The sequence below is a fragment of the Hydrogenophaga sp. genome (assembly GCF_051860785.1).
In the GTDB taxonomy this organism is placed as follows: Bacteria; Pseudomonadota; Gammaproteobacteria; order Burkholderiales; family Burkholderiaceae_C; genus Hydrogenophaga.
The window spans coordinates 35,786-54,294 of record NZ_JBIMLB010000026.1 but is presented as its reverse complement, the minus strand read 5'-3'; the positions used below and the strand labels follow the sequence as shown (position 1 = coordinate 54,294).

19 protein-coding genes are annotated in these 18,509 nt (G+C 65.1%); 10 read left to right on the top strand and 9 right to left on the bottom strand.

Annotation, left to right across the window (positions count from 1 at the left end):
• Nucleotide 1: 1 nt before the first annotated feature.
• The 4 genes from ACTIF6_RS23940 to ACTIF6_RS23925 all read right to left on the bottom strand — a co-directional run bounded on the left by ACTIF6_RS23940 (nt 2) and on the right by ACTIF6_RS23925 (nt 3,629).
• The gene (locus ACTIF6_RS23940) at nt 2-961 is read right to left on the bottom strand and encodes a Bug family tripartite tricarboxylate transporter substrate binding protein (protein WP_439590259.1); all 960 of its coding nucleotides are present in this window, start codon (nt 959-961) and stop codon (nt 2-4) included.
• Nucleotides 962-999: 38 nt separating this feature from the next.
• The gene (locus ACTIF6_RS23935; protein WP_439590258.1) at nt 1,000-1,479 is read right to left on the bottom strand and encodes an aromatic-ring-hydroxylating dioxygenase subunit beta; all 480 of its coding nucleotides are present in this window, start codon (nt 1,477-1,479) and stop codon (nt 1,000-1,002) included.
• A gap of 16 nt (nt 1,480-1,495) precedes the next feature.
• Complete coding sequence (locus tag ACTIF6_RS23930; RefSeq protein WP_439590257.1) at nt 1,496-2,773, bottom strand: aromatic ring-hydroxylating oxygenase subunit alpha; 1,278 nt, start codon at nt 2,771-2,773, stop codon at nt 1,496-1,498.
• An 88-nt stretch (nt 2,774-2,861) separates the two neighbouring features.
• Nucleotides 2,862-3,629, bottom strand: coding sequence for a FadR/GntR family transcriptional regulator (locus ACTIF6_RS23925; RefSeq protein ID WP_439590256.1), 768 nt, complete (start codon nt 3,627-3,629; stop codon nt 2,862-2,864).
• Between the two features lie 39 nt (nt 3,630-3,668).
• Between ACTIF6_RS23925 and ACTIF6_RS23920 the strand changes: the two genes are divergently transcribed.
• The 5 genes from ACTIF6_RS23920 (at nt 3,669) to katG (ending at nt 7,700) form a co-directional block, all read left to right on the top strand.
• Complete coding sequence (locus tag ACTIF6_RS23920) at nt 3,669-4,118, top strand: bacteriohemerythrin (RefSeq protein WP_439590255.1); 450 nt, start codon at nt 3,669-3,671, stop codon at nt 4,116-4,118.
• A 24-nt stretch (nt 4,119-4,142) separates the two neighbouring features.
• A complete protein-coding gene (locus ACTIF6_RS23915; RefSeq protein WP_439590254.1) occupies nt 4,143-4,430 on the top strand; it encodes a GNAT family N-acetyltransferase in 288 nt (95 codons plus the stop codon).
• A 16-nt stretch (nt 4,431-4,446) separates the two neighbouring features.
• Nucleotides 4,447-4,737 (top strand): GNAT family N-acetyltransferase, encoded by a 291-nt coding sequence (locus ACTIF6_RS23910; protein WP_439590253.1) that lies wholly within the window; start codon nt 4,447-4,449, stop codon nt 4,735-4,737.
• A 20-nt stretch (nt 4,738-4,757) separates the two neighbouring features.
• A complete protein-coding gene (locus tag ACTIF6_RS23905) occupies nt 4,758-5,369 on the top strand; it encodes a DNA-3-methyladenine glycosylase I (RefSeq protein WP_439590252.1) in 612 nt (203 codons plus the stop codon).
• Between the two features lie 138 nt (nt 5,370-5,507).
• Nucleotides 5,508-7,700 carry a catalase/peroxidase HPI gene (katG, locus tag ACTIF6_RS23900; protein WP_439590251.1) on the top strand — a complete coding sequence of 731 codons (2,193 nt, stop codon included), beginning with the start codon at nt 5,508-5,510 and terminating at the stop codon, nt 7,698-7,700.
• Nucleotides 7,701-7,703: 3 nt separating this feature from the next.
• Here the strand turns inward: katG and ACTIF6_RS23895 are convergent, their stop codons facing one another.
• The 4 genes from ACTIF6_RS23895 to ACTIF6_RS23880 all read right to left on the bottom strand — a co-directional run bounded on the left by ACTIF6_RS23895 (nt 7,704) and on the right by ACTIF6_RS23880 (nt 12,812).
• Entirely contained in the window at nt 7,704-9,779 is a 2,076-nt protein-coding gene (locus ACTIF6_RS23895; RefSeq protein WP_439590250.1) for a sensor histidine kinase, read from the bottom strand.
• Between the two features lie 60 nt (nt 9,780-9,839).
• A complete protein-coding gene (locus ACTIF6_RS23890) occupies nt 9,840-10,520 on the bottom strand; it encodes a MarC family protein (protein ID WP_439590249.1) in 681 nt (226 codons plus the stop codon).
• Nucleotides 10,517-12,046, bottom strand: a complete 1,530-nt coding sequence (locus tag ACTIF6_RS23885) for a BCCT family transporter (RefSeq protein WP_439590248.1) — start codon at nt 12,044-12,046, stop codon at nt 10,517-10,519. The genes ACTIF6_RS23890 and ACTIF6_RS23885 overlap by 4 nt, the downstream gene beginning before the upstream one ends.
• A 253-nt stretch (nt 12,047-12,299) precedes the next feature.
• A complete protein-coding gene (locus tag ACTIF6_RS23880; RefSeq protein ID WP_439590247.1) occupies nt 12,300-12,812 on the bottom strand; it encodes a MarR family winged helix-turn-helix transcriptional regulator in 513 nt (170 codons plus the stop codon).
• 98 nt (nt 12,813-12,910) lie between these two features.
• Here ACTIF6_RS23880 and ACTIF6_RS23875 point away from each other — a divergent pair, with 98 nt between their 5' ends.
• The 3 genes from ACTIF6_RS23875 to ACTIF6_RS23865 are packed head-to-tail and all read left to right on the top strand — an operon-like array spanning nt 12,911 to nt 16,922.
• Nucleotides 12,911-13,876, top strand: a complete 966-nt coding sequence (locus tag ACTIF6_RS23875) for a Bug family tripartite tricarboxylate transporter substrate binding protein (protein ID WP_439590246.1) — start codon at nt 12,911-12,913, stop codon at nt 13,874-13,876.
• A 19-nt stretch (nt 13,877-13,895) separates the two neighbouring features.
• Entirely contained in the window at nt 13,896-15,227 is a 1,332-nt protein-coding gene (locus ACTIF6_RS23870) for a sulfatase family protein (RefSeq protein WP_439590245.1), read from the top strand.
• Nucleotides 15,228-15,257: 30 nt separating this feature from the next.
• Nucleotides 15,258-16,922 carry a SulP family inorganic anion transporter gene (locus tag ACTIF6_RS23865; protein WP_439590244.1) on the top strand — a complete coding sequence of 555 codons (1,665 nt, stop codon included), beginning with the start codon at nt 15,258-15,260 and terminating at the stop codon, nt 16,920-16,922.
• A gap of 15 nt (nt 16,923-16,937) precedes the next feature.
• Here the strand turns inward: ACTIF6_RS23865 and ACTIF6_RS23860 are convergent, their stop codons facing one another.
• Nucleotides 16,938-17,297, bottom strand: a complete 360-nt coding sequence (locus ACTIF6_RS23860) for a DsrE family protein (RefSeq protein ID WP_439590243.1) — start codon at nt 17,295-17,297, stop codon at nt 16,938-16,940.
• 280 nt (nt 17,298-17,577) lie between these two features.
• Between ACTIF6_RS23860 and ACTIF6_RS23855 the strand changes: the two genes are divergently transcribed.
• Both ACTIF6_RS23855 and ACTIF6_RS23850 read left to right on the top strand, forming a co-directional pair.
• Complete coding sequence (locus tag ACTIF6_RS23855) at nt 17,578-18,051, top strand: acyl-CoA thioesterase (protein ID WP_439590242.1); 474 nt, start codon at nt 17,578-17,580, stop codon at nt 18,049-18,051.
• Between the two features lie 18 nt (nt 18,052-18,069).
• The gene (locus ACTIF6_RS23850; RefSeq protein WP_439590241.1) at nt 18,070-18,504 is read left to right on the top strand and encodes a hypothetical protein; all 435 of its coding nucleotides are present in this window, start codon (nt 18,070-18,072) and stop codon (nt 18,502-18,504) included.
• The last annotated feature ends 5 nt before the right edge of the window (nt 18,505-18,509 follow it).

Below are 18,509 nucleotides of genomic sequence, written 5' to 3'. Positions count from 1 at the left end.
CTTACTCCGGCTTGATGTTGGCGCTTTCCACCATTTCCTTGGCACGGGCGGTCTCCTCCCGGTTGCGCGCCGCGAGTTCCTTCGGACCGCCGTCGAGAATCTGGAAGCCGGCCACCTGCCTGGCAAAGTCCGGCTCCTTGAGGATGGCGCGCACGTCGGCAGCGATCTTGTCGACGACCGCCTGTGGCGTGCCGGCCGGTGCAAACAGGCTGTGCCAGATCGACACCTGCAGCCAGGGCATGCCGAGTTCCGTGGTGGTCTTGACGTTGGGCATGCTGGGATCGCGCTCCGGACTTCCGATGGCAAGTGGCTTGAGTTTCCCGGCTTCGATCAGTTTGCCCGCCACCGCATAGCTGCCCAGAGACAGTGGGATCTCGTTGCCCATCATGGCTGCCATCACCGGGGCCACGCCCTTGTAGGGCACATGCAGGATGTCCAGGCCCTCGCGCTTGTTGAGCAACTCGTAGGCGAGCTGTGGCGTGCTGCCGGACCCATACGAGCCGTACGAAAACTTGCCTTTCTGCTGCTTGGCAAGTGCCACGAGTTCCTTCAAGTCCTGCGCAGGCACTTCAGGCGTGGCCAGAAACATCTGGTTGGCCTGCACCATCATCGCCACGGGTGCGAATCCCTTGTCGGGATCGTAGGGAAGTGACTTGTACAGGTAGCGATTCGCCACCATCACCTGGTCTTGCGCGGCCAGCAAGGTGTACCCATCGGGCTTGGCGTTCTGCACCGCCTGCGCACCCACACCGCCGCCGGCGCCGGGACGATTGTCGATGATCACTGGCTGCTTCCAGCGCTCGCTCAGGCGCTGCGCCACTGCGCGCGTCACGGTATCGAGTCCACCACCAGCAGCGATCGGAACGACGATCCGGACGGCCGAACTGGGGTATTCCTGGGCCAGCGCGCCTTGCGCGACCAGCATCGATGCGGCGAGCAGTGCCACTTTGTACTTGTTCATGTCTTTGTCTCCTGGGTTGATGGACGCCGGTGATCCGGTCAGAGGATGAAACTGAGCTTGCCGTGCGGACGCAGGCTTTCCATGTCGAGGATGGCGCGCCGCTCACGGAAGCGCAGCTCGCCATCGACACGTGTCACGATGTGGACATACCGACCCACGTACACGTCTGTTTGTCCAAGCTGGAATCGCCAGACGGCGAAGTTGGCGCCGATCCGGGCGGTATCGCCGGTCGTCTCCAGGACTTCGACGTTGGTGACGAGGCGACGGGTGCGCGAGCGTGGGTTTTCCGCCCACGCGGTGCGTCCGAGCAACTGCTCCACGCGTGAACGCAAGGTCACCGCGTTGTCCGACACCAGAAACAATGCTGTCTCGGGTTCGGATGCAGGCGAATCAAGCGACGGCACCAGATTGCGCACGTCAGGCGTGAGGAGTTCCATCCACTCCTTGAGTTTCCATTCGTCCAGCAGGCGCGCTTCTCGCACCAACAGGTTCTGGACTTCGCGTTCGGTCAAATCCACGTACATGTCTCCTTTGTCAGTCGCGATCACCACAGGCGATGGGCTCGGTTCGGTCTTGCATCAACGCGTGCCAGCGGCGCCAGAAGGCGCGCATCTGCAGCTCGTCGGTTGCCACCGGTTGTTCCCGAGCCATTCCGCGCGAAATGTCCGACCAGCGCGCCTCTCGACCACCAGCGAAGCCGCGTTGACAGCCCTCCAGGCCGGATACGTCGTCGGGAGTCCCGAAGCCAGCCGGCCCCAGGAAGGAAATGAAGTTCTCCAGTCGCTTCTGGCGCAACCCCTGGCTTTCGCCGCATGGCATCAGCGCCCATGCATCGACCTCCATGTAGTCGGGAGCGACTGGATAGAACGTGCGCAAGGTGCGCCACGTTGAAATCAGGATCAGGTTCGGGAAAATGAAGACGTTGCGGTCGAAGTCGACCGCCTTGTGGGCGCGTTCCTTGCCGAGCTTCTGTTCGATCAGCTGCCGTTGCGCAGCCAGCTCGCTGGCCGCACCTGCGGTGAGACCGGTCATGTGGCGGGGTTTTTCGGTGACCGCATGCCCATTGCCAAGGCTGCGCCCGCGGCTGTCTGTGCTGCCGAGTGAGGTCACATTGCTCTGCAAGCCCAGATCGCTGAGGTACTTGCGAAAGAAGCGCTGGTGAGTCGGCAGGCCGTGGTAGCCGTCGATGCTGTTCTCCACCAACAGCTTCCAGTTGGCGCGCATGCTGTAGTTCTGCGCACCTTGCACCACCTCGACATCGGCAGCAGCCGAGTCGATGACGTGGTCGATCTGCTCGCGCGCCTCGTCTCCAAAGTACGTGACCAGATCGACGCAATTGGCGTCATAGCAGACGAATAGCAGGCCGCGATAGCTTTCGAAACGCGGGACGCGAGCCAGGCCGTGATCCTTGCGGTGGAACGATTCGGAGTAAGCGTCCTCGCCTGGCACGCCGATCAGTGCGCCTGCAGTGTCGAAGCTCCACGCGTGATAGAAGCAGGTGAAGTTTCGGCTGTTGCCGCTTTTTTCGCGGACCACCATGTTGCCGCGGTGAGGGCAGGCGTTGATGAAAGCATTGACGCCGCCCTTCTGGTCGCGAGTCAACAGCAGGGGCCTGCCGCCGACTTGACGCGTGACGAAGTCGTCAGGCTTGGCCAGTTCCGACTCGTGCCCTGCGTACAGCCAGCAGCGGTCGAATATCTTTTGGCGCTCCTGCTCGAACAGCCCCTTGTCGGTGAAGACCTGACGGTCGACGCGAAACAGATTTTTTTCGCGATCGTCCACGATCAGCCCCGCCATCGCGGCCTCTTCCATGATGTCTCCTTATTGGTGCTACCAAATCGATGTCGCAAATGGTAGCACCAATAAAGCAGATGCTTCAAACCCCTAAGGTGCGTGTGGGCTACGCCCGCGAGCGTGTTTTTCGTGGCAGCGGTTTGACCTCGGTCTTGCCCGCCAGGACGCGCGAGAGCGTCTGGTGCAGGTCAAGCAGTTGACGGCTCAGTTCCGCCACGGCCTTGTCGGCGTCTCTGGCCCGCATGTGCTTGAGGACACGCCGACGCGAGGCCACCAGCGTGGTGAGTTGCGGGTTTCCGTCTTGCCATGCGCGCTCGACGAAGACGCTGATGAGATCAATCAGCGAGGAGTCCAGGAGCATCAGCACCCGGTTGCGCGTCGCAGCTGCGAGCAGGTGATAAAAGCCCACCACCCGTTCTTGCCGCTTCGCCATTTCATTGGCTTTGGTCAGTTGCTCGAGCTCATCCACATTCTTCTGAAGTGCGGAGAAGTCGTCGTCCGTCGCCCGCTCGCACGAAAGCCGCACCATCTGCTCCACCATCAGAATTCGGGCTTCGGTGAGCTCTTCCAGCGTGTAGGAACCAATGTCGTGCAGTTCCTGCATCGCGTGTGTGATCCGCCGTGCGTTGGTCGGCAGGATAAACGCGCCGCCTCCTCGTCCCTTGCGCAGTTCAACCACGCCGCCGTTCTCCAGACTTCGTAAGGCTTCGCGCACGGCATTGCGGCCTACGCCGAGCTGCTCGGCCAGTTCGCGCTCCGCTGGCAGCTTGTCCCCTGGCAGCAAGTCACCCGATGCAATCTGGGCGCGGATGCCGCGACATATATCCTCGAATGCGCGGGAAGGGATCGAGGCGGTAGCGGGCTTGTTGGGCATTGGAGGACGTTTGATGGGATGTCGGCAACAATATAGAGCATGACTTCCTCCCTGAATCTCGGCGATCCCGTACTGGACGAAGACCACGCGCGTCTGCTGCACCTCGCCGACCAACTTCTGAAAGCGCCTTCCGGCGGCGCCGTTCCCTCGCTCGAAGCACTGCGTGCCCATGCGGCAGAGCACTTCGCGGTGGAGGACCTCGAATTGCACACCATGCAGGATGGCAACACACAATGCCACCTCGATGAGCATGCGGCCGTGCTGAGGTCGCTGGACGAAGTGCGCGAAGTGTTGTTGCAGGAAGGGACGCCGACGGAAGCCAAGGATTCGCTTGTACGGCGCCTCGCCACGCAGTTGCGCGAGTGGCTGCCGGAGCATGTGCAGGCAATGGACGCTGGCGTGGCGACACATCGTATGCGGCGGCGCTTCGGCGGAGCACCGGTCAAGATATCGCGGCAAAAGATCGGCCAGGAAAATGCGAAGCCCTGACCCATCCTCAGACCAACGACGCCCATGACACATCCCATCCAGCACCAGGAAAGCGCTTCGCGCGGCGCTTTCGTCATCCAGCGCGATGGCCGGCGCATTGCCGAAATGACCTACACCCGCACCAACCCTTCACTGGTGGTGGTGGACCACACGTATGTGGACCCGAGCCTGCGTGGCCAGGGCGTGGCGCGCCAGTTGCAGGACGCCATGGTGGCCTGGGCGCGCGAGAGCGCCACCAAGGTGATTCCCGTGTGTTCGTATGTGAAAGTGCAGTTCGATCGCGATGCCTCGATTCGCGACGTGCTGGCGTAGCCTTGGAGAAAACCCCATGACCCATCCCATTCAACGGCAGGAAGAAGGCTCGAAGGGCGCGTTCGTGTTCCAGCACGAGGGCAAGCGCCTGGCCGAAATGACCTACAGCCGCGTCAACGAGTCCTTGATCGTCATCGACCACACCGAGGTGGACGAAAGCCTGAAGGGACAAGGCGTGGGGCGCCAGTTGCTGGACGCGCTGGTGGCCTGGGCGCGCGAGTCAAAGACCAAGGTGATCGCGCTCTGCCCGTTCGCCAAATCGCAGTTCGACAAGGATCCCTCGATCCGCGACGTGCTGCGCGACTGAACGCCGCAGAACCCTTCAACGTGGCCAACACCACCATCCCCGGCCCCGACGGCCAGCCGCGCTGCCGCTGGTGTGCGGTGGCGCCCGAGTTCTTCCACTACCACGACACCGAATGGGGTTTCCCCGTGAAGGACGACCAGCGTCTTTTCGAGAAGCTGTGCCTGGAAGGTTTCCAGTCGGGCCTGAGCTGGCGCACCATCCTGGCCAAGCGCGAGAACTTTCGCGCGGCGTTTCATGGATTCGATGCGAAGCGCGTGGCCCGCTTCGGCGAGCGCGATGTAGAGCGGCTGCTGAACGATGCGGGCATCGTGCGGCACCGGGGCAAGATCGAGGCGGTGATTCACAACGCACGCATGGCGCAGGAGCTCACTGCGCAAGAGGGTTCTCTGGCGGCCTACTTCTGGCGCCATGAGCCCGAGCCTTCTTCACTCGGTGAGCCACAGACCGTGTCCACGTCGGCCACCTCGCTGGCCCTGTCGAAAGACCTGAAGAAGAAGGGCTGGAAATTCGTCGGTCCGACCACGGTGTATGCCTTCATGCAGGCCATGGGCCTGGTGAACGACCATGCCACCGGCTGCGTGACTCGGGCACAGGTGGAGAAAGCCCGGGCGAAGTTCGTTCGCCCTGCCTGAGCCAGGGTCTGCCGCGCAAAGGCCGGGCGCTGTGCTGGGCTATGGCGGTCATTGGGAAAACTTCGTTGAACGATCGACCGGCTGAAATTAGACTGCCTGCTCACCCGTCAATCAACAACAACCCCAATGGAGAAACCCATGTCGACCGAAGCCAAGTGCCCCTTCTCGGGCGCCCCACGCAATACCACCGGCGGTGCTTCCAACAATGCCACCTGGTGGCCCAACCAGCTCAATGTGAAGCTGCTCAACCAGCATTCGCCGCTGAACGACCCGATGGGCGACGAGTTCGACTACGCCACGGAGTTCAAGACGCTGGACCTGGACGCGGTGATCAAGGACCTGCGCGCACTGATGACGGATTCGCAGGACTGGTGGCCGGCCGACTACGGCCACTACGGCCCGTTTTTCATTCGCATGGCGTGGCACAGCGCCGGCACCTACCGCATTGCCGATGGCCGTGGCGGCGCGGGTTCGGGCACGCAGCGCTTCGCGCCGCTCAACAGCTGGCCCGACAACGGCAACCTGGACAAGGCGCGTCGCCTGCTGTGGCCGATCAAGCAGAAATACGGCCGCAAGCTTTCGTGGGCCGACCTGATGATCCTGACCGGCAACGTGGCGCTGGAATCCATGGGCTTCAAGACCTTCGGCTTCGCCGGAGGACGGCCCGATGTGTGGGAACCAGAGGACATCTACTGGGGCCCGGAATCCGAATGGATGGGCGACAAACGCTACACCGGTGACCGCGAGCTCGAGAACCCGCTGGGCGCCGTGCAGATGGGCCTGATCTACGTCAACCCCGAAGGCCCCAACGGCAAACCCGATCCGGTGGCCTCGGCGCGCGACATCCGCGACACCTTTGCCCGCATGGCCATGGACGACTACGAGACGGTGGCGCTGGTGGCCGGCGGCCACACTTTCGGCAAAGCCCACGGCGCGGGTGACCCGGGCCAGTACATGGGCAAGGAGCCCGAAGGCGCCACGCTGGAAGAACAAGGCCTGGGCTGGAAGAACAGCTTCGGTGCGGGCCACGGCGTGAACACCATCACCAGCGGCATCGAGGGCGCCTGGACGCCCACGCCGACGAAGTGGGACATGAGTTTCTTCGACACCTTGTTCGGCCACGAATGGGAACTGACGAAGAGCCCGGCCGGCGCCCACCAGTGGAAGCCGAAAGACCCAGCCGCCGCCACGCTGGTGCCCGACGCGCACGACCCTTCGAAGCGCCACGCGCCCATGATGACCACGGCCGACATGGCCCTGCGCATGGACCCGGCCTACGAGAAGATCTCGCGCCACTTCCACCAGAACCCGCAGGAGTTCGCCGACGCGTTCGCACGCGCCTGGTTCAAGCTCACGCACCGCGACATGGGGCCGCTCTCGCGCTACCTCGGCCCGCTGGTGCCGAAGGAAGAACTGATCTGGCAGGATCCGGTGCCCGCCGTGGACCATGCCCTGGTGAACGAGGCCGACGTGGCTGCGCTCAAGACCAAGGTGCTGGCCTCGGGCCTGTCGGTTTCGCAACTCGTGATCACGGCGTGGGCCTCGGCCTCCACCTTCCGGGGCTCTGACAAGCGCGGCGGCGCCAATGGTGCGCGCATCCGCCTCGCACCGCAGAAAGACTGGGAAGTGAACCAGCCGGCCGAACTGGCCCGGGTGCTGCAGAAACTGGAAGCCATCCAGAAGGAATTCAACGGCGCGCAATCGGGCGGCAAGAAGATCTCGCTGGCCGACCTGATCGTGCTGGCCGGTTCTGCCGCCGTGGAAGCGGCGGCGAAGAAGGCGGGCCACAGCGTGACCGTGCCGTTCTCGCCCGGGCGCACCGATGCGTCGCAGGAACAGACCGACGTGGAAGCTTTTGCCGTGATGGAGCCGACCACCGACGGTTTCCGCAACTTCGCCAAGGCAGGTCTCGAAGGCTCGGTGGCCGAGCGCCTGCTCGACAAGGCCAACCTGCTGACGCTGACCGCGCCGGAAATGACCGTGCTCGTGGGTGGCCTGCGCGCGTTGAATGCCAATGCCGGCCAAACTGCGCATGGCGTGTTCACAGCCCGCCCCGGCACGCTGACCAACGACTTCTTCGTGAACCTGCTGGAAATGCGCACGGTGTGGCAGAAGTCCGCCAGCACACCGGGCGTGCTGGAAGGGCGTGACCGCAAGAATGGCGACCTGAAGTGGACAGCGACCCCGGTGGACCTGGTGTTCGGATCGAACTCGGTGCTGCGCGCCCTGGCTGAGGTCTATGCCGCCAGCGATGCCCAGGCGGACTTCGTGCGTGACTTTGCCGCCGCCTGGACCAAGGTGATGAACCTGGACCGCTACGACCTGAGGTGAGCCTCAACGGCCGGGTGCGGCCACACTGAAGTAGAAGGCCGCACCCTGCCCCACCGTGCCCTCGCCGCGCACATGACCGCCGTGGCGTTCGATCACGCGGTGCACGGTGGCCAGGCCCACGCCCGAACCTTCGAATTCCTGTGGGCGATGCAATCGCTTGAAGGGTTCGAAGAGCTGCGCGGCGTAGGTCATGTCAAAGCCCGCGCCGTTGTCGCGCACGCAGAATTCCGGTGCGCCGTCGGCCCTTGCATGCGGGCTGCGCCTGAACTCGATGCGCGCATGTGGGGTCTGGCCGGTGTACTTCCACGCGTTGCCCAGCAGGTTCTCCATCACCACCCGCATCAGGCCGGGGTCCGCCGTCACCTGCAGGTCGTCCTCGATGCGCCAGTCGACGGTGCGGTCGGCATCGCTGCGGGCCAGTTCATCGGCCACCGTGCGCGCCATGGCGCTCAAGTCCACGGGCTCCAGGCGCAGTTCGGCGCGGCTGACCTGCGCCAGCGCGAGCAGGTCTGACGTGAGACGGCCCATGCGGTGCACGGCCGCGATGATGCGCCGCAGGTGGCCGCGACCCTGCGGGCTGAGCTTGTCGCCGTCGTCTTCTTCGATGACGCGCGCGAAACCGTCGATGGTGCGAAGCGGCGTGCGCAGGTCGTGCGAGACGCTGTAGGCGAAGGCTTCGAGTTCGCGGTTGAGCAGGGAGAGCTCGCGCGTGCGACCGGCCACACGCGCCTCCAGCTCCTCGTTGAGTTTGCGCAGGGCCTCTTCGGCCAGGTGCACTTCGGTGATGTCCTGCAACGTGCCTACGCTGCGCGTGGGGCGTTCGCCTTCAAACTGGGTGAAGCCGACCTCGCGCACGTGCTTCACTTGACCATCCCGCATGAGCAATCGGTGGGTAAAGTCGTACGGCTTTCGAGTGCTGACGGAGAGCCGATAGGCCTCCTTGACGAACACCTGATCGTCCGGGTGCACGACCTCGATGAAATGCTTGAACGACGCAGCGTGCGTGGCAGGATCGACGTCGAGAATGCGAAAGACCTCATCGGACCATGTGACCCGCTCGTTGTTCAGGTCCACCTGCCAGCTGCCGAGGTGAGCGAGCCGCTGGGCTTCCTTCAAGCGAGCCTCGCTGTTCTTGAGGGCATCCTGGGCGTGCTCTGCTCGCAGCAGCAGCCACACGATGAGCCCCCCGCACAACAACAGCAGGAGCGCCAGCAGTCCCGTGAGGGCGCGGGCGCTGCCAAAGCCGGTTTCCAGCGGGGCCAGAATCGACGCCTCCTCCAGGCCGACACCCACGATGAGGTCGCTCCCCGCCAGACGACGCCAGCCGTACGTGCGCTGCGTTCCATCGATGCGCCCGGGGACCCGGAAGATGCCGCGGTCGATGTCGGCTTGGGCAGTGAGAAAGGGTCTGTCTGCCGGCACCTGGTTGCCCATGGCGTTCGAGTTGTCCAGACTACGGGCCATGAACCATCCATCTCGGTGAATCAGGCTGACGACGTCGCTGGATTCGAGTTGCAGCGCGGCCAGACGCCGGGCCACAAACTCAGTGGACACGAGGAACTGCAGGGTGCCGCCGAATCGGCCCTCGAGCATCAGGGGGCGGCTGATCACAAAGACCCAGTCATCGACCAGCTTGGACTGCACCGGTTTGCCGATGTACAGGTCATCGCGCCCGGAGCGCTGCAGAGTCTGAAAATGATCGCGGTCGCCGAGGTACATCCGATCGATCACGCCACGGCTGTTGTAGACCATGTAACCCTGCGCGTCGATCAGCGAGACGTGCGAGACGAACTGCCGAGGCAGTGCCGTCAGCACCGCCTGCACTTCGGCGTCGAAGTGCATGGGGTTGCGCATCCATTCACGCCGCAGGCCGATCAGCTCCTGGTCCAGCACGCTCACCAGGGCGTCCACCTGGTTGGCCATGGCGTCGGCCAGTTGCAGGCTGCGCTGCGCAGCCTGTTCAAGCATCTGCTCCCGCTGCACGCTTCGGGCCCGCTCCGACTGCAACCACAACAAACCCGTGGAGGCGAGTGTCAGCAGGGCCACCAGCGTCAACAGCAGCCGGGTTCGTCTTCTCAAGCAATGTCTCCCTGGAATGATCGGCCACCAGTCTATGCCTGCCCGCGGGGACAGGGAAACTCATGTGGTCAGCAAGCCACGCAGCAACTCGCTCAGGCCGTCCCACACGATCTGCACGCCCAGGCACAACAGGATGAACGCGGAAAGGCGCAGGAAGATGACCGTGCCGGCCTCACCAAGCGGTCGCAGCAGGCGCTGGGCATAGCGAAAGGCGAGATACAGGACGATGCCGATGGCCAGCACCGCCAGCACGCCGCCGCCGATGCGGGCGAGCGAGAGGCCGAGTTGCTGGTCGTGCAACGCAACGCCCACGGTGATGGCCGCCGCGATGGAGCCAGGCCCGCAACTGATGGGAAAGGTGAGCGGATAGAACGCCTGGCGGCGAGCGTGGTCGGGCGTGAAGGCTTCTGCCAGGGCGGTGCGCCGGTCGTCGCTGGCGTGGCTGGTGTTGAGCAGGCGCCACGCCGCCGAGGCCACGATCAGTCCGCCACCCACGCGCACGATGGGCAGCGAGATGCCGAAGAAGTCCAGCACGTAGCTGCCCACCAGCATCGAACCCACCATGAGGAAGATCATGTTGCGGGCGATGCGGCGGGCCAGCAGCGCCCGGGTGGAGGCCGACGCGCCTTCGGTGAGACCGAGGAAGATCGGTGCCGTGGCCGCCGGGTTCAGGATCGGCAGCAACGCCGCGAACACGAACAGGAAGCTCTTGCCCAGTGCAAACAGCAGCTCGAACGTCATGGAGCGGTCGGAGGCTCCACCATGCTGCGCATGCGGCGGCGCAGTTCACGTTCTCGCCGTTGCTCATCGGCGTGATCGTCCCGCACGCCGCGCCACAGTGCCACGGCCATCAGCACGATCACGACCGTGAAGGGCAACGCGAAGACGATGGTCGCGGTCTGAACGGCCTTGAGTCCACCGGCCAGCAGCAGGCTGATGGCAATGCCCGAGATCAGTGCACCCCAGATGATCTTGATGCGGGCGCCCGGGTTTTCGTTGCCGCCGGAGCTCATCATGCCCAGCACCAGCGTGGCCGAGTCGCCCGAGGTGACGAAGAAGAGCATGACCAGGATGGTGGCGACGCCCGAGAGCAGCCCGGCCATCGGCAGGGTGTCGAACAGGGCGAACAGCGCGGTGGACACGTCGGCCTTCACGGCTTCAGCCATCGGCAGGCCTTGCATGATCTCCATGTTCAGCGCGGTGCCGCCGAACACCGAGAACCAGATGAACGCCGCCAGTGTGGGAGCAAGCATGGTGCCGAGCACGAATTCGCGGATGGTGCGCCCGCGCGAGACGCGCGCGATGAACAGGCCCACGAACGGCGACCAGCTGACCCACCAGGCCCAGTAGAAGATGGTCCAGCCACCCACCCAGCCGCTGTCGCGGAAGGGGGTCATGCGCAGGCTCATGCGCACGAATTCGCTCACGTAGCTGCCCAGCGTGGTGGTGAAGGTGTCGATGATGGCCACCGTGGGTCCGAACGCAAAGACCACCAGCGTCAGGAGCGCGGCGAGCACGAGATTGATATTGGAGAGCCACTTGATGCCCCGGGTGACGCCGGATACCGCCGACGCGAGGAACAGCAGCGTGGTGACCACGATGATGGCGACCTGCGACGCATCGCCCACGGGCACGCCAAACAGGCCATTGAGGCCGCTGTTGATCTGCAGCGCGCCCATGCCCAGCGAGGCGGCAACGCCGAAAGCGGTGGCAATCACCGCCAGCACATTGACCACCGGCCCGAGCTTCTTCATGGGCGCCCAGGGCAGGCTCTGCACCGAGGTGCTCACCAGCGCGGAGCCGCCCTTGCGGAACTGGAAGAACGCGATGGCGAGCGCCACCACGCTGTAGACCGCCCAGGGGTGCAGGCCCCAGTGGAAGAAGCTGTAGCGCATGGCGGCGTTGGCCGCTTCGGGTGTCTCGGGCGCAATGCCGGGCGGCGGCGCGCCGTAGTGCGAAATGGGTTCAGCCACGCCCCAGAACACCAGGCCGATGCCCATGCCGGCGGCGAACAGCATGGAAAACCACGAGCCCAGCGAGAACTCGGGCTCGTCGTCCTCGCCGCCGAGCTTGAGATCGCCGTATCGGCTGAAGGCAAGGAAGAGCGCGAAGACCACGAGACCCAGCACGACCCACAGGTAGAACCAGCCAAAGTCGCGCGTGGTGGCAGCCAGCGCGGTGTCGAACACCGAGGCCAGGGAAACCGGGGCGAGGACGCCCCAGATGACGATGGCCAGGATGAGGCTGGCCGAGACGATGAGCTGCATGAGATGACTCCTCCGGATGAACGGATGACCTGACCCGAGCGCCGCCTTGCAAGAGCGGTCGAACGGCCCGGGCCAGAGAGGCGCGGGTGGCTGGGGTGGCACCGGTTCGGTGGTGAGGGAAACGACGGCGGCGGTGGCCCGATGTGTCAGGTGTTCCCGCCGTGCAGCGGGTCTGTCAGCAAGGGCCGGCACCGCCAGCGCCTTGAAGGTGCGCCAGCCGTGCCGTCGATGAGGGCCTGCATTATCGCCTTTCTCAGTCCGCCCCGTCCACCGTGGGTGGCAGGTCCCGGTAGGCGGCCACCATGCAGCTGGCCTGCGCCTGCAGAACATCGACCGCGCGGTCGAGCACCTCGCACTCGACCGCGCTCAGCGTGGAAACAATCTCGCGGTTGATGGCGGCCACGCGCGGGTAGATCTCGCCGTACAGGCGCCGGCCTTCGTCGGTGAGGAACACCTGCACTTCGCGCCGGTCCGAAGGGCGGGGCTGGCGCGACACGATTTTCTTGGACGCCAGCGAGGTGAGCGCACGCGAGGTTCGTGCACGATCGAGCATGGCGAGTTCTGCAAGCTGGGATGACAGGACACCCTCCCGCTCAGCCAGGAAAGACAGGATGCGCCACTCGCGCCGGGTGATGCCGTAGTCGGTCTCGCACAGGTGCACCACCATGCGCCCCGCCGTCACCTGAATGCGGTAGAGGCGGTAGAGCAGCAGATCGGCCAGGTGGCGAGGGTCCGCGAGGCGGTTGTGAGGGTCGGAATCCGGCATGTAGGGAAAACACCCGCAATGATTGATTTCTGCAATTGATTGTGCGTGCATAGGATGCTGGGTTGCACCGGAAAACCCCGGGAACCTCAGGAAACACCATGACGACACGTCGCCAGTTGATCACGCTCACCGCCGCAATGGCAACCACCATCGCCCTGCCCGTTCACGCCCAGGCGCAGGAAGGGCCGCTGCGCATTGTGGTGCCTTACGCGCCGGGCGGCTCCACCGACCGCGTGGCGCGGCTGGTCGCCGACAGGCTCGGCCCGAAACTGGGCGTGACGGTGGTGGTGGAGAACCGCACCGGCGCGGGTGGCCGCCTGGCGGCGCAACAACTGCGCAACGCGCCGGCCAGCCCGAGCGTGCTGCTGATGGCCAACCCGGCGGTGATGGTGGTGGCGCCGTTGGTGTTCAAGGACGCCGGCTACGACCCGGAGAAGGATTTTCAGGCGGTGTCGCAGGCGAACGCCTACGAATTCGGTGTGGCCGTGGGGGCGGGCGTGCCGGTGCGCGAGCTCAACCACCTGCTGGCCTGGCTGCGCGCCAACCCGGAGCAGGCCAACTTCGGCGTGCCGGCCACCGGCAGCCTGCCGCACTTCTTCGGCCTCATGGTCGGCGAAAAGGCGGGTGTGAAAGCGCAGGTGATCGGCTACCGGGGCTCCGGCCCGCTGCTCACCGATCTCATGGGCGGCCAGGTGCCGGTGGCCTTCGACACCTTCGACACGCTGCTGCCGCAGCACGAGGCGGGCAAGATCCGCATCCTCGCGGTGTCGAGTGCGAAACGCTCGCCCTTCGCTCCGGCGATTCCCACGTTCGTGGAGGCCGGGCTGAACCTGAGTGCCGACGGCTGGAACACCTTCTTCGCGCCGGCCAGCATGCCCGCTGCGCGCGTGGAACAACTGGGCCAGGCCATTCGCGAAGTGATGCAGGAACCACAGACCGTGCAGCGCTTCAATGAAGCCCGCATGCGCCCGGTGGCCAGCACCCCGGCGCAGACCCGCGCCTCGCTCGCCGCCTACCGCGCGCAGTGGGCACCGGTGGTGCAGAAGTCGGGCTACCAGCCCTGAGCCACTTTCCAGCACTGCCATGACGAGCCAGCGCCCCAACATCATCTACATCGTCTGCGACGACCTCGGCTACGCAGACCTCGGCTGCTACAGCGGGCGCGAGGCCAGCTTCGGAGCGGTGTCGCCGAACATCGACCGCCTGGCCGCCGGCGGCATGAAGTTCACCCAGGGCTACTCCAACTCGCCGGTGTGCTCACCCACGCGCTTTGCGCTCATCACCATGCGCTACCAGTACCGGCTTCGTGGTGCCATGGAAGAACCCATCAACAGCCGCAGCAAGGGCAGCACCACGCTGGGCCTGCCGCCCGAGGTGCCCACGCTGCCATCGCTGCTGAAGAAGGTGGGTTACCACACCGCGCTCATCGGCAAGTGGCACCTGGGCTACCCACCTTCGTTCGGGCCGAGGCGCTCGGGCTACGACGAGTTCTTCGGCATCATGGCCGGCGGGGTCGACTACTTCACCCACTGCACATCCACCGGCGAGCACGATCTCTACGTCGACGAAGAGGAGCACCACGAGGTGGGCTACCTCACCGACGTGCTGTCGCAACGCGCGGTGGACCACGTGCACCAGCGCGCCGCCGATGCAAAGGCCGGCAAACCTTTCATGCTCAGCCTGCACTACACCGCGCCGCACTGGCCGTGGGAGACTCGCGACGACGCGCACGTGGCACCCGACGTGGCGAAGCACCTGTTCCATCTGCACGGCGGCGACATCCACACCTACCGTCGCATGATCCACCACATGGACGAAGGCATCGGCAAGCTCATGGCGGCGCTGCGCGAGGAAGGGTTGGAAGAGAACACGCTGATCGTGTTCACCAGCGACAACGGCGGCGAGCGGTTCTCCGACAACTGGCCGCTGGTGGGCGGCAAGATGGACCTGACCGAGGGCGGCATCCGTGTGCCGTGGATCGCGCACTGGCCGGCCGCCATCCCGGCCGGCACCGTGAGCACGCAGCACTGCATGACGATGGACTGGTCGACCACGCTGCTGGAGGCCGGTGGTGGCCAGGCCGACCCCGATTGGCCGCTGGACGGCTTGAGCCTGCTGAAGGTGCTGCGCGATCCCGACCAGACATTCCAACGGCCGCTCTACTGGCGCATGAACCACCGGGGGCAGCGCGCGCTGCGCGAAGGCGACTGGAAATACCTGCAGGTGGACGGCCACGAATACCTGTTCAACATCGGCAAGGACGAACGCGAACGCGCCAACCTCGCCGCGCGTGAACCCGAGCGGCTGGCGCGCCTGCGCGCGCAGTGGTTGCATTGGAACGAGAGCGTGCCGCCGATCCCCGCCGACGCCACGGTCAGCCTCGGCTACTCCGCCAAAGACATGCCGCAGCGCTGAAGCCCTCGCGCCTGCCGGTACGATCAGGGCATGTCGCGCCTCAAACGCCTGTTCCCCTTTCTCTCCTGGCCCCGCCCCGACGCGACCCTGCTGCGCGGTGAGGCCATGGCCGGCCTTACCGTCGGCCTGATGGTGATTCCGCAAGGCGTGGCCTATGCCGCGCTGGCGGGCATGCCCCTGATCACGGGCATCTACGCCTCGCTGATCCCGGCTTTGATCGCCGTGCTGTTCAGCGCATCGCCGCGCCTCTCGGTGGGCCCCACGGCGCTCACCTGCCTGCTGGTGAGTGCCTCGCTCAGCGGGCTGGCCGAGCCGGGCAGTGCGCAGTGGATCGCACTCGCTGTGTGGCTGGCCCTGCTCAGTGGCTTGCTGCAGATCGTGCTGGGCTTCGCGCGTTTCGGCTGGCTGCTCAACCTGGTGAATTCACCCGTGCTCATGGCCTTCACACAGGCCGCAGCGGTGCTGATCATTGCCTCTCAGTTGCCGTCGCTCCTGGGCTTTGCGGGGTGGGACTCGTTGTTCCCGCAACCCCAGGTGCACTGGCCCGCGTTGGCGTTCGGCGTGGCCAGCCTTGCCCTGCTGATCTTCGCGCGACGACTGCGGCCGGGCTTTCCCACGGTGCTCACGGTGGTGGTGAGCAGCGCTGCCATCAGCTACGCCGTGGGCTTCGAGGCCCGGGGCGGGGCGGTCATCGGCGCCTTGCCGCAGGGTCTGCCCATGCCATATCTGCCGGACTGGCCGGGGTGGTCGACGCTGGGCCAGCTGGTGGTGCCCACGCTGGTGATCACGCTCGTGAGTTTTCTGGAGACGGCCTCCAGCGCCAAGGTGGACAACGGTCAGCGCAACCAGCGCTGGGACCAGGACCAGGACCTGATCGGCCAGGGCCTGGCCAAGCTGGCCTCGGGCTTCAGCGGCGCCTTTCCCACCAGCTCTTCTTTCTCGCGCTCGGCGCTGAACCTGTATGCCGGCGCAAGAACCGGCTGGGCCACGGTGTTCTCGGTGGGGGTGGTGCTGATCGCCCTGCTGTTGCTCACGCCGTTGCTGCACCACGTGCCGATGGCGGTGCTGGCGGCTATCGTGCTGGTGGCGGTGATGGGGCTGATCAAGCCTCGCTCTTTCACCTACCTCTGGAAGCTCTCGCGCGTGGAGGCGGTCATTGCGGCGATCACCTTCGGCGTGACGGTGCTGGCCGCGCCGCGCCTCTACTGGGGCGTGATCGCCGGTGTGCTCATGGCGCTCTCGCATTTCCTGTATCTGCGTCTTCACCCGCGCATCATCGAAGTGGGCCTGCACGCGGACGGCAGCCTGCGCGACCGCCATCTCTGGAAACTGCCGCCGCTGGCACCGCACCTGTACGCGCTGCGCATGGACGCCGCGCTGGACTTCGCCACCGCCGCCGGCTTCGAACGCGCCGTGGCCGAGCACGTGGCCGCGCACCCGGGCACGCGCCACGTGATGCTCATTGCGCACCCGATCAACTGGATCGACGCCACCGGCGCCGAAGCCTTCGGCCGGCTGCGCGAACAGCTCGACGACCAGCGCATCGAGCTGCACCTGGTGGGCATCAAGCTGCCGGTGGAGAACGTCCTAAAACTGGCCGGGCACCTCAGCGAGAGCCCCCGGCTGCACCTGTACCGCACCGAAGCCGAGGCGCTGCGCGCCACCGATGCGCTGGCCCGGACCGAAGCGTTCTGAACCAGCGGCAAGTCTTTATTGCAGTTCGATGGTCTGCTTGACCAGCTCCTCGCGCGTGAGGCGCGGGAACATCTCGGCGTACATGTAGCTGTAGCCTTCGTTCTGCCACTTGGCGAGATCGATCACGGCGGCGGGTACCACGGTGATGACGTCGTAGAACTCGTCGGGCTTGTAGCCGCGCGAGCGCGCCGCATTGCTGCACACACGGATGGTGACGCCCGCCTCCTTCAAGGCCTTGAGCTCTTCGTACATATCGGGGTAAGCCGCGCGGTTCAGACGCGAGAAGGCATGCAGTTCGTTGCCATGCGCCACGATGACGATGTGCGACTTGTCCGGATCGCCGTATTCCTTGATGGCGCGCAGGTGGTTCTTCACGTAGCCGAACGCCGCCTTGCCTTCGAGCGGCTTCGCGAAGTTGAAGTCGTACAGCGCTTTCTGCGGCGCGTATTTGGTGCCGTCGAAAGGCGACGGATCCTGCGGACCCGCCAGTGCAGCGGTGCCGATGAGCGCGACGGTAGCGAGGGAAAGTAGACGGCGTTTGATGACGTTCTCCTGAAAAAAGAGGGATGGAAAGGGACCCGTAGAGTAGCAAGAACAATGCCGATATTCGCAATTACGGATTTTTGTCCTTCAACGGGTCGACACAATAGCGGCCATGGAACTGCCCAACCACCAACTCAGCATGACGGTGTTGATGACCCCCGACACCGCCAACTTCTCCGGCAATGTGCACGGCGGCACCATCCTCAAGCTGCTCGACCAGGTGGCCTACGCCTGCGCCAGCCGCTACGCCGCGGCCTACGTGGTCACGCTCAGCGTGGACCAGGTGATGTTCCGCCAGCCCATCCACGTGGGCGAGCTGGTGACCTTTCTGGCCTCGGTCAACCACACCGGCACGTCGTCGATGGAGGTGGGCATCAAGGTGATTGCGGAGAACATCCGCACGCAGGCCAAGCGCCACGTCAACAGTTGCTTCTTCACCATGGTCGCGGTGGACCCGCAAGGCAAGCCCACACCGGTGTCGCCCTTGAAACCGTCCACGCCCGACGAAATGCGGCGCCACGCAGCGGCCGAGTTGCGCCGGGCCATGCGGCAGGAAATGGAACAACGCTATTCCGCCATCCGTTGAATCTGGAAAGGACCCTCGATGACGTTCTCGCGCCGATCCGCCGTGCTTGCGCTCTCCACTTCGCTGCTGCTCGCCGGGTGTGCCAAAGACGATCCGCAGGCTTCGCTGGAAGCAGCCGTGCAGCAACTGCAGGACCACATCGAGGCAAAAAAGAAGGGTGCGGTCATGGACATGCTGCACACGCGCTTTCGCGCCCAGGCCGAGCTCGATCGCGAGTGGGCCGAGCGCACCATGACGCTGCTGTTCCTGCGGTACCCGAACGTGAAAGTGGTGGCGGTGACGCGGCGCAGCCAGGTGGACCCGGCCACGCCGTTGTCGGGTCAGACCGAGGCGCAGGTGGTGCTATCGGGTGCCCAGGGTTTGATTCCCGAGCGCGTGGCGCCCTACGCCATCACATTGCGCTGGCGGCGCGAAGGTGACGACTGGAAGCTGCTCGACCTGGAATGGCAGTGACCCAG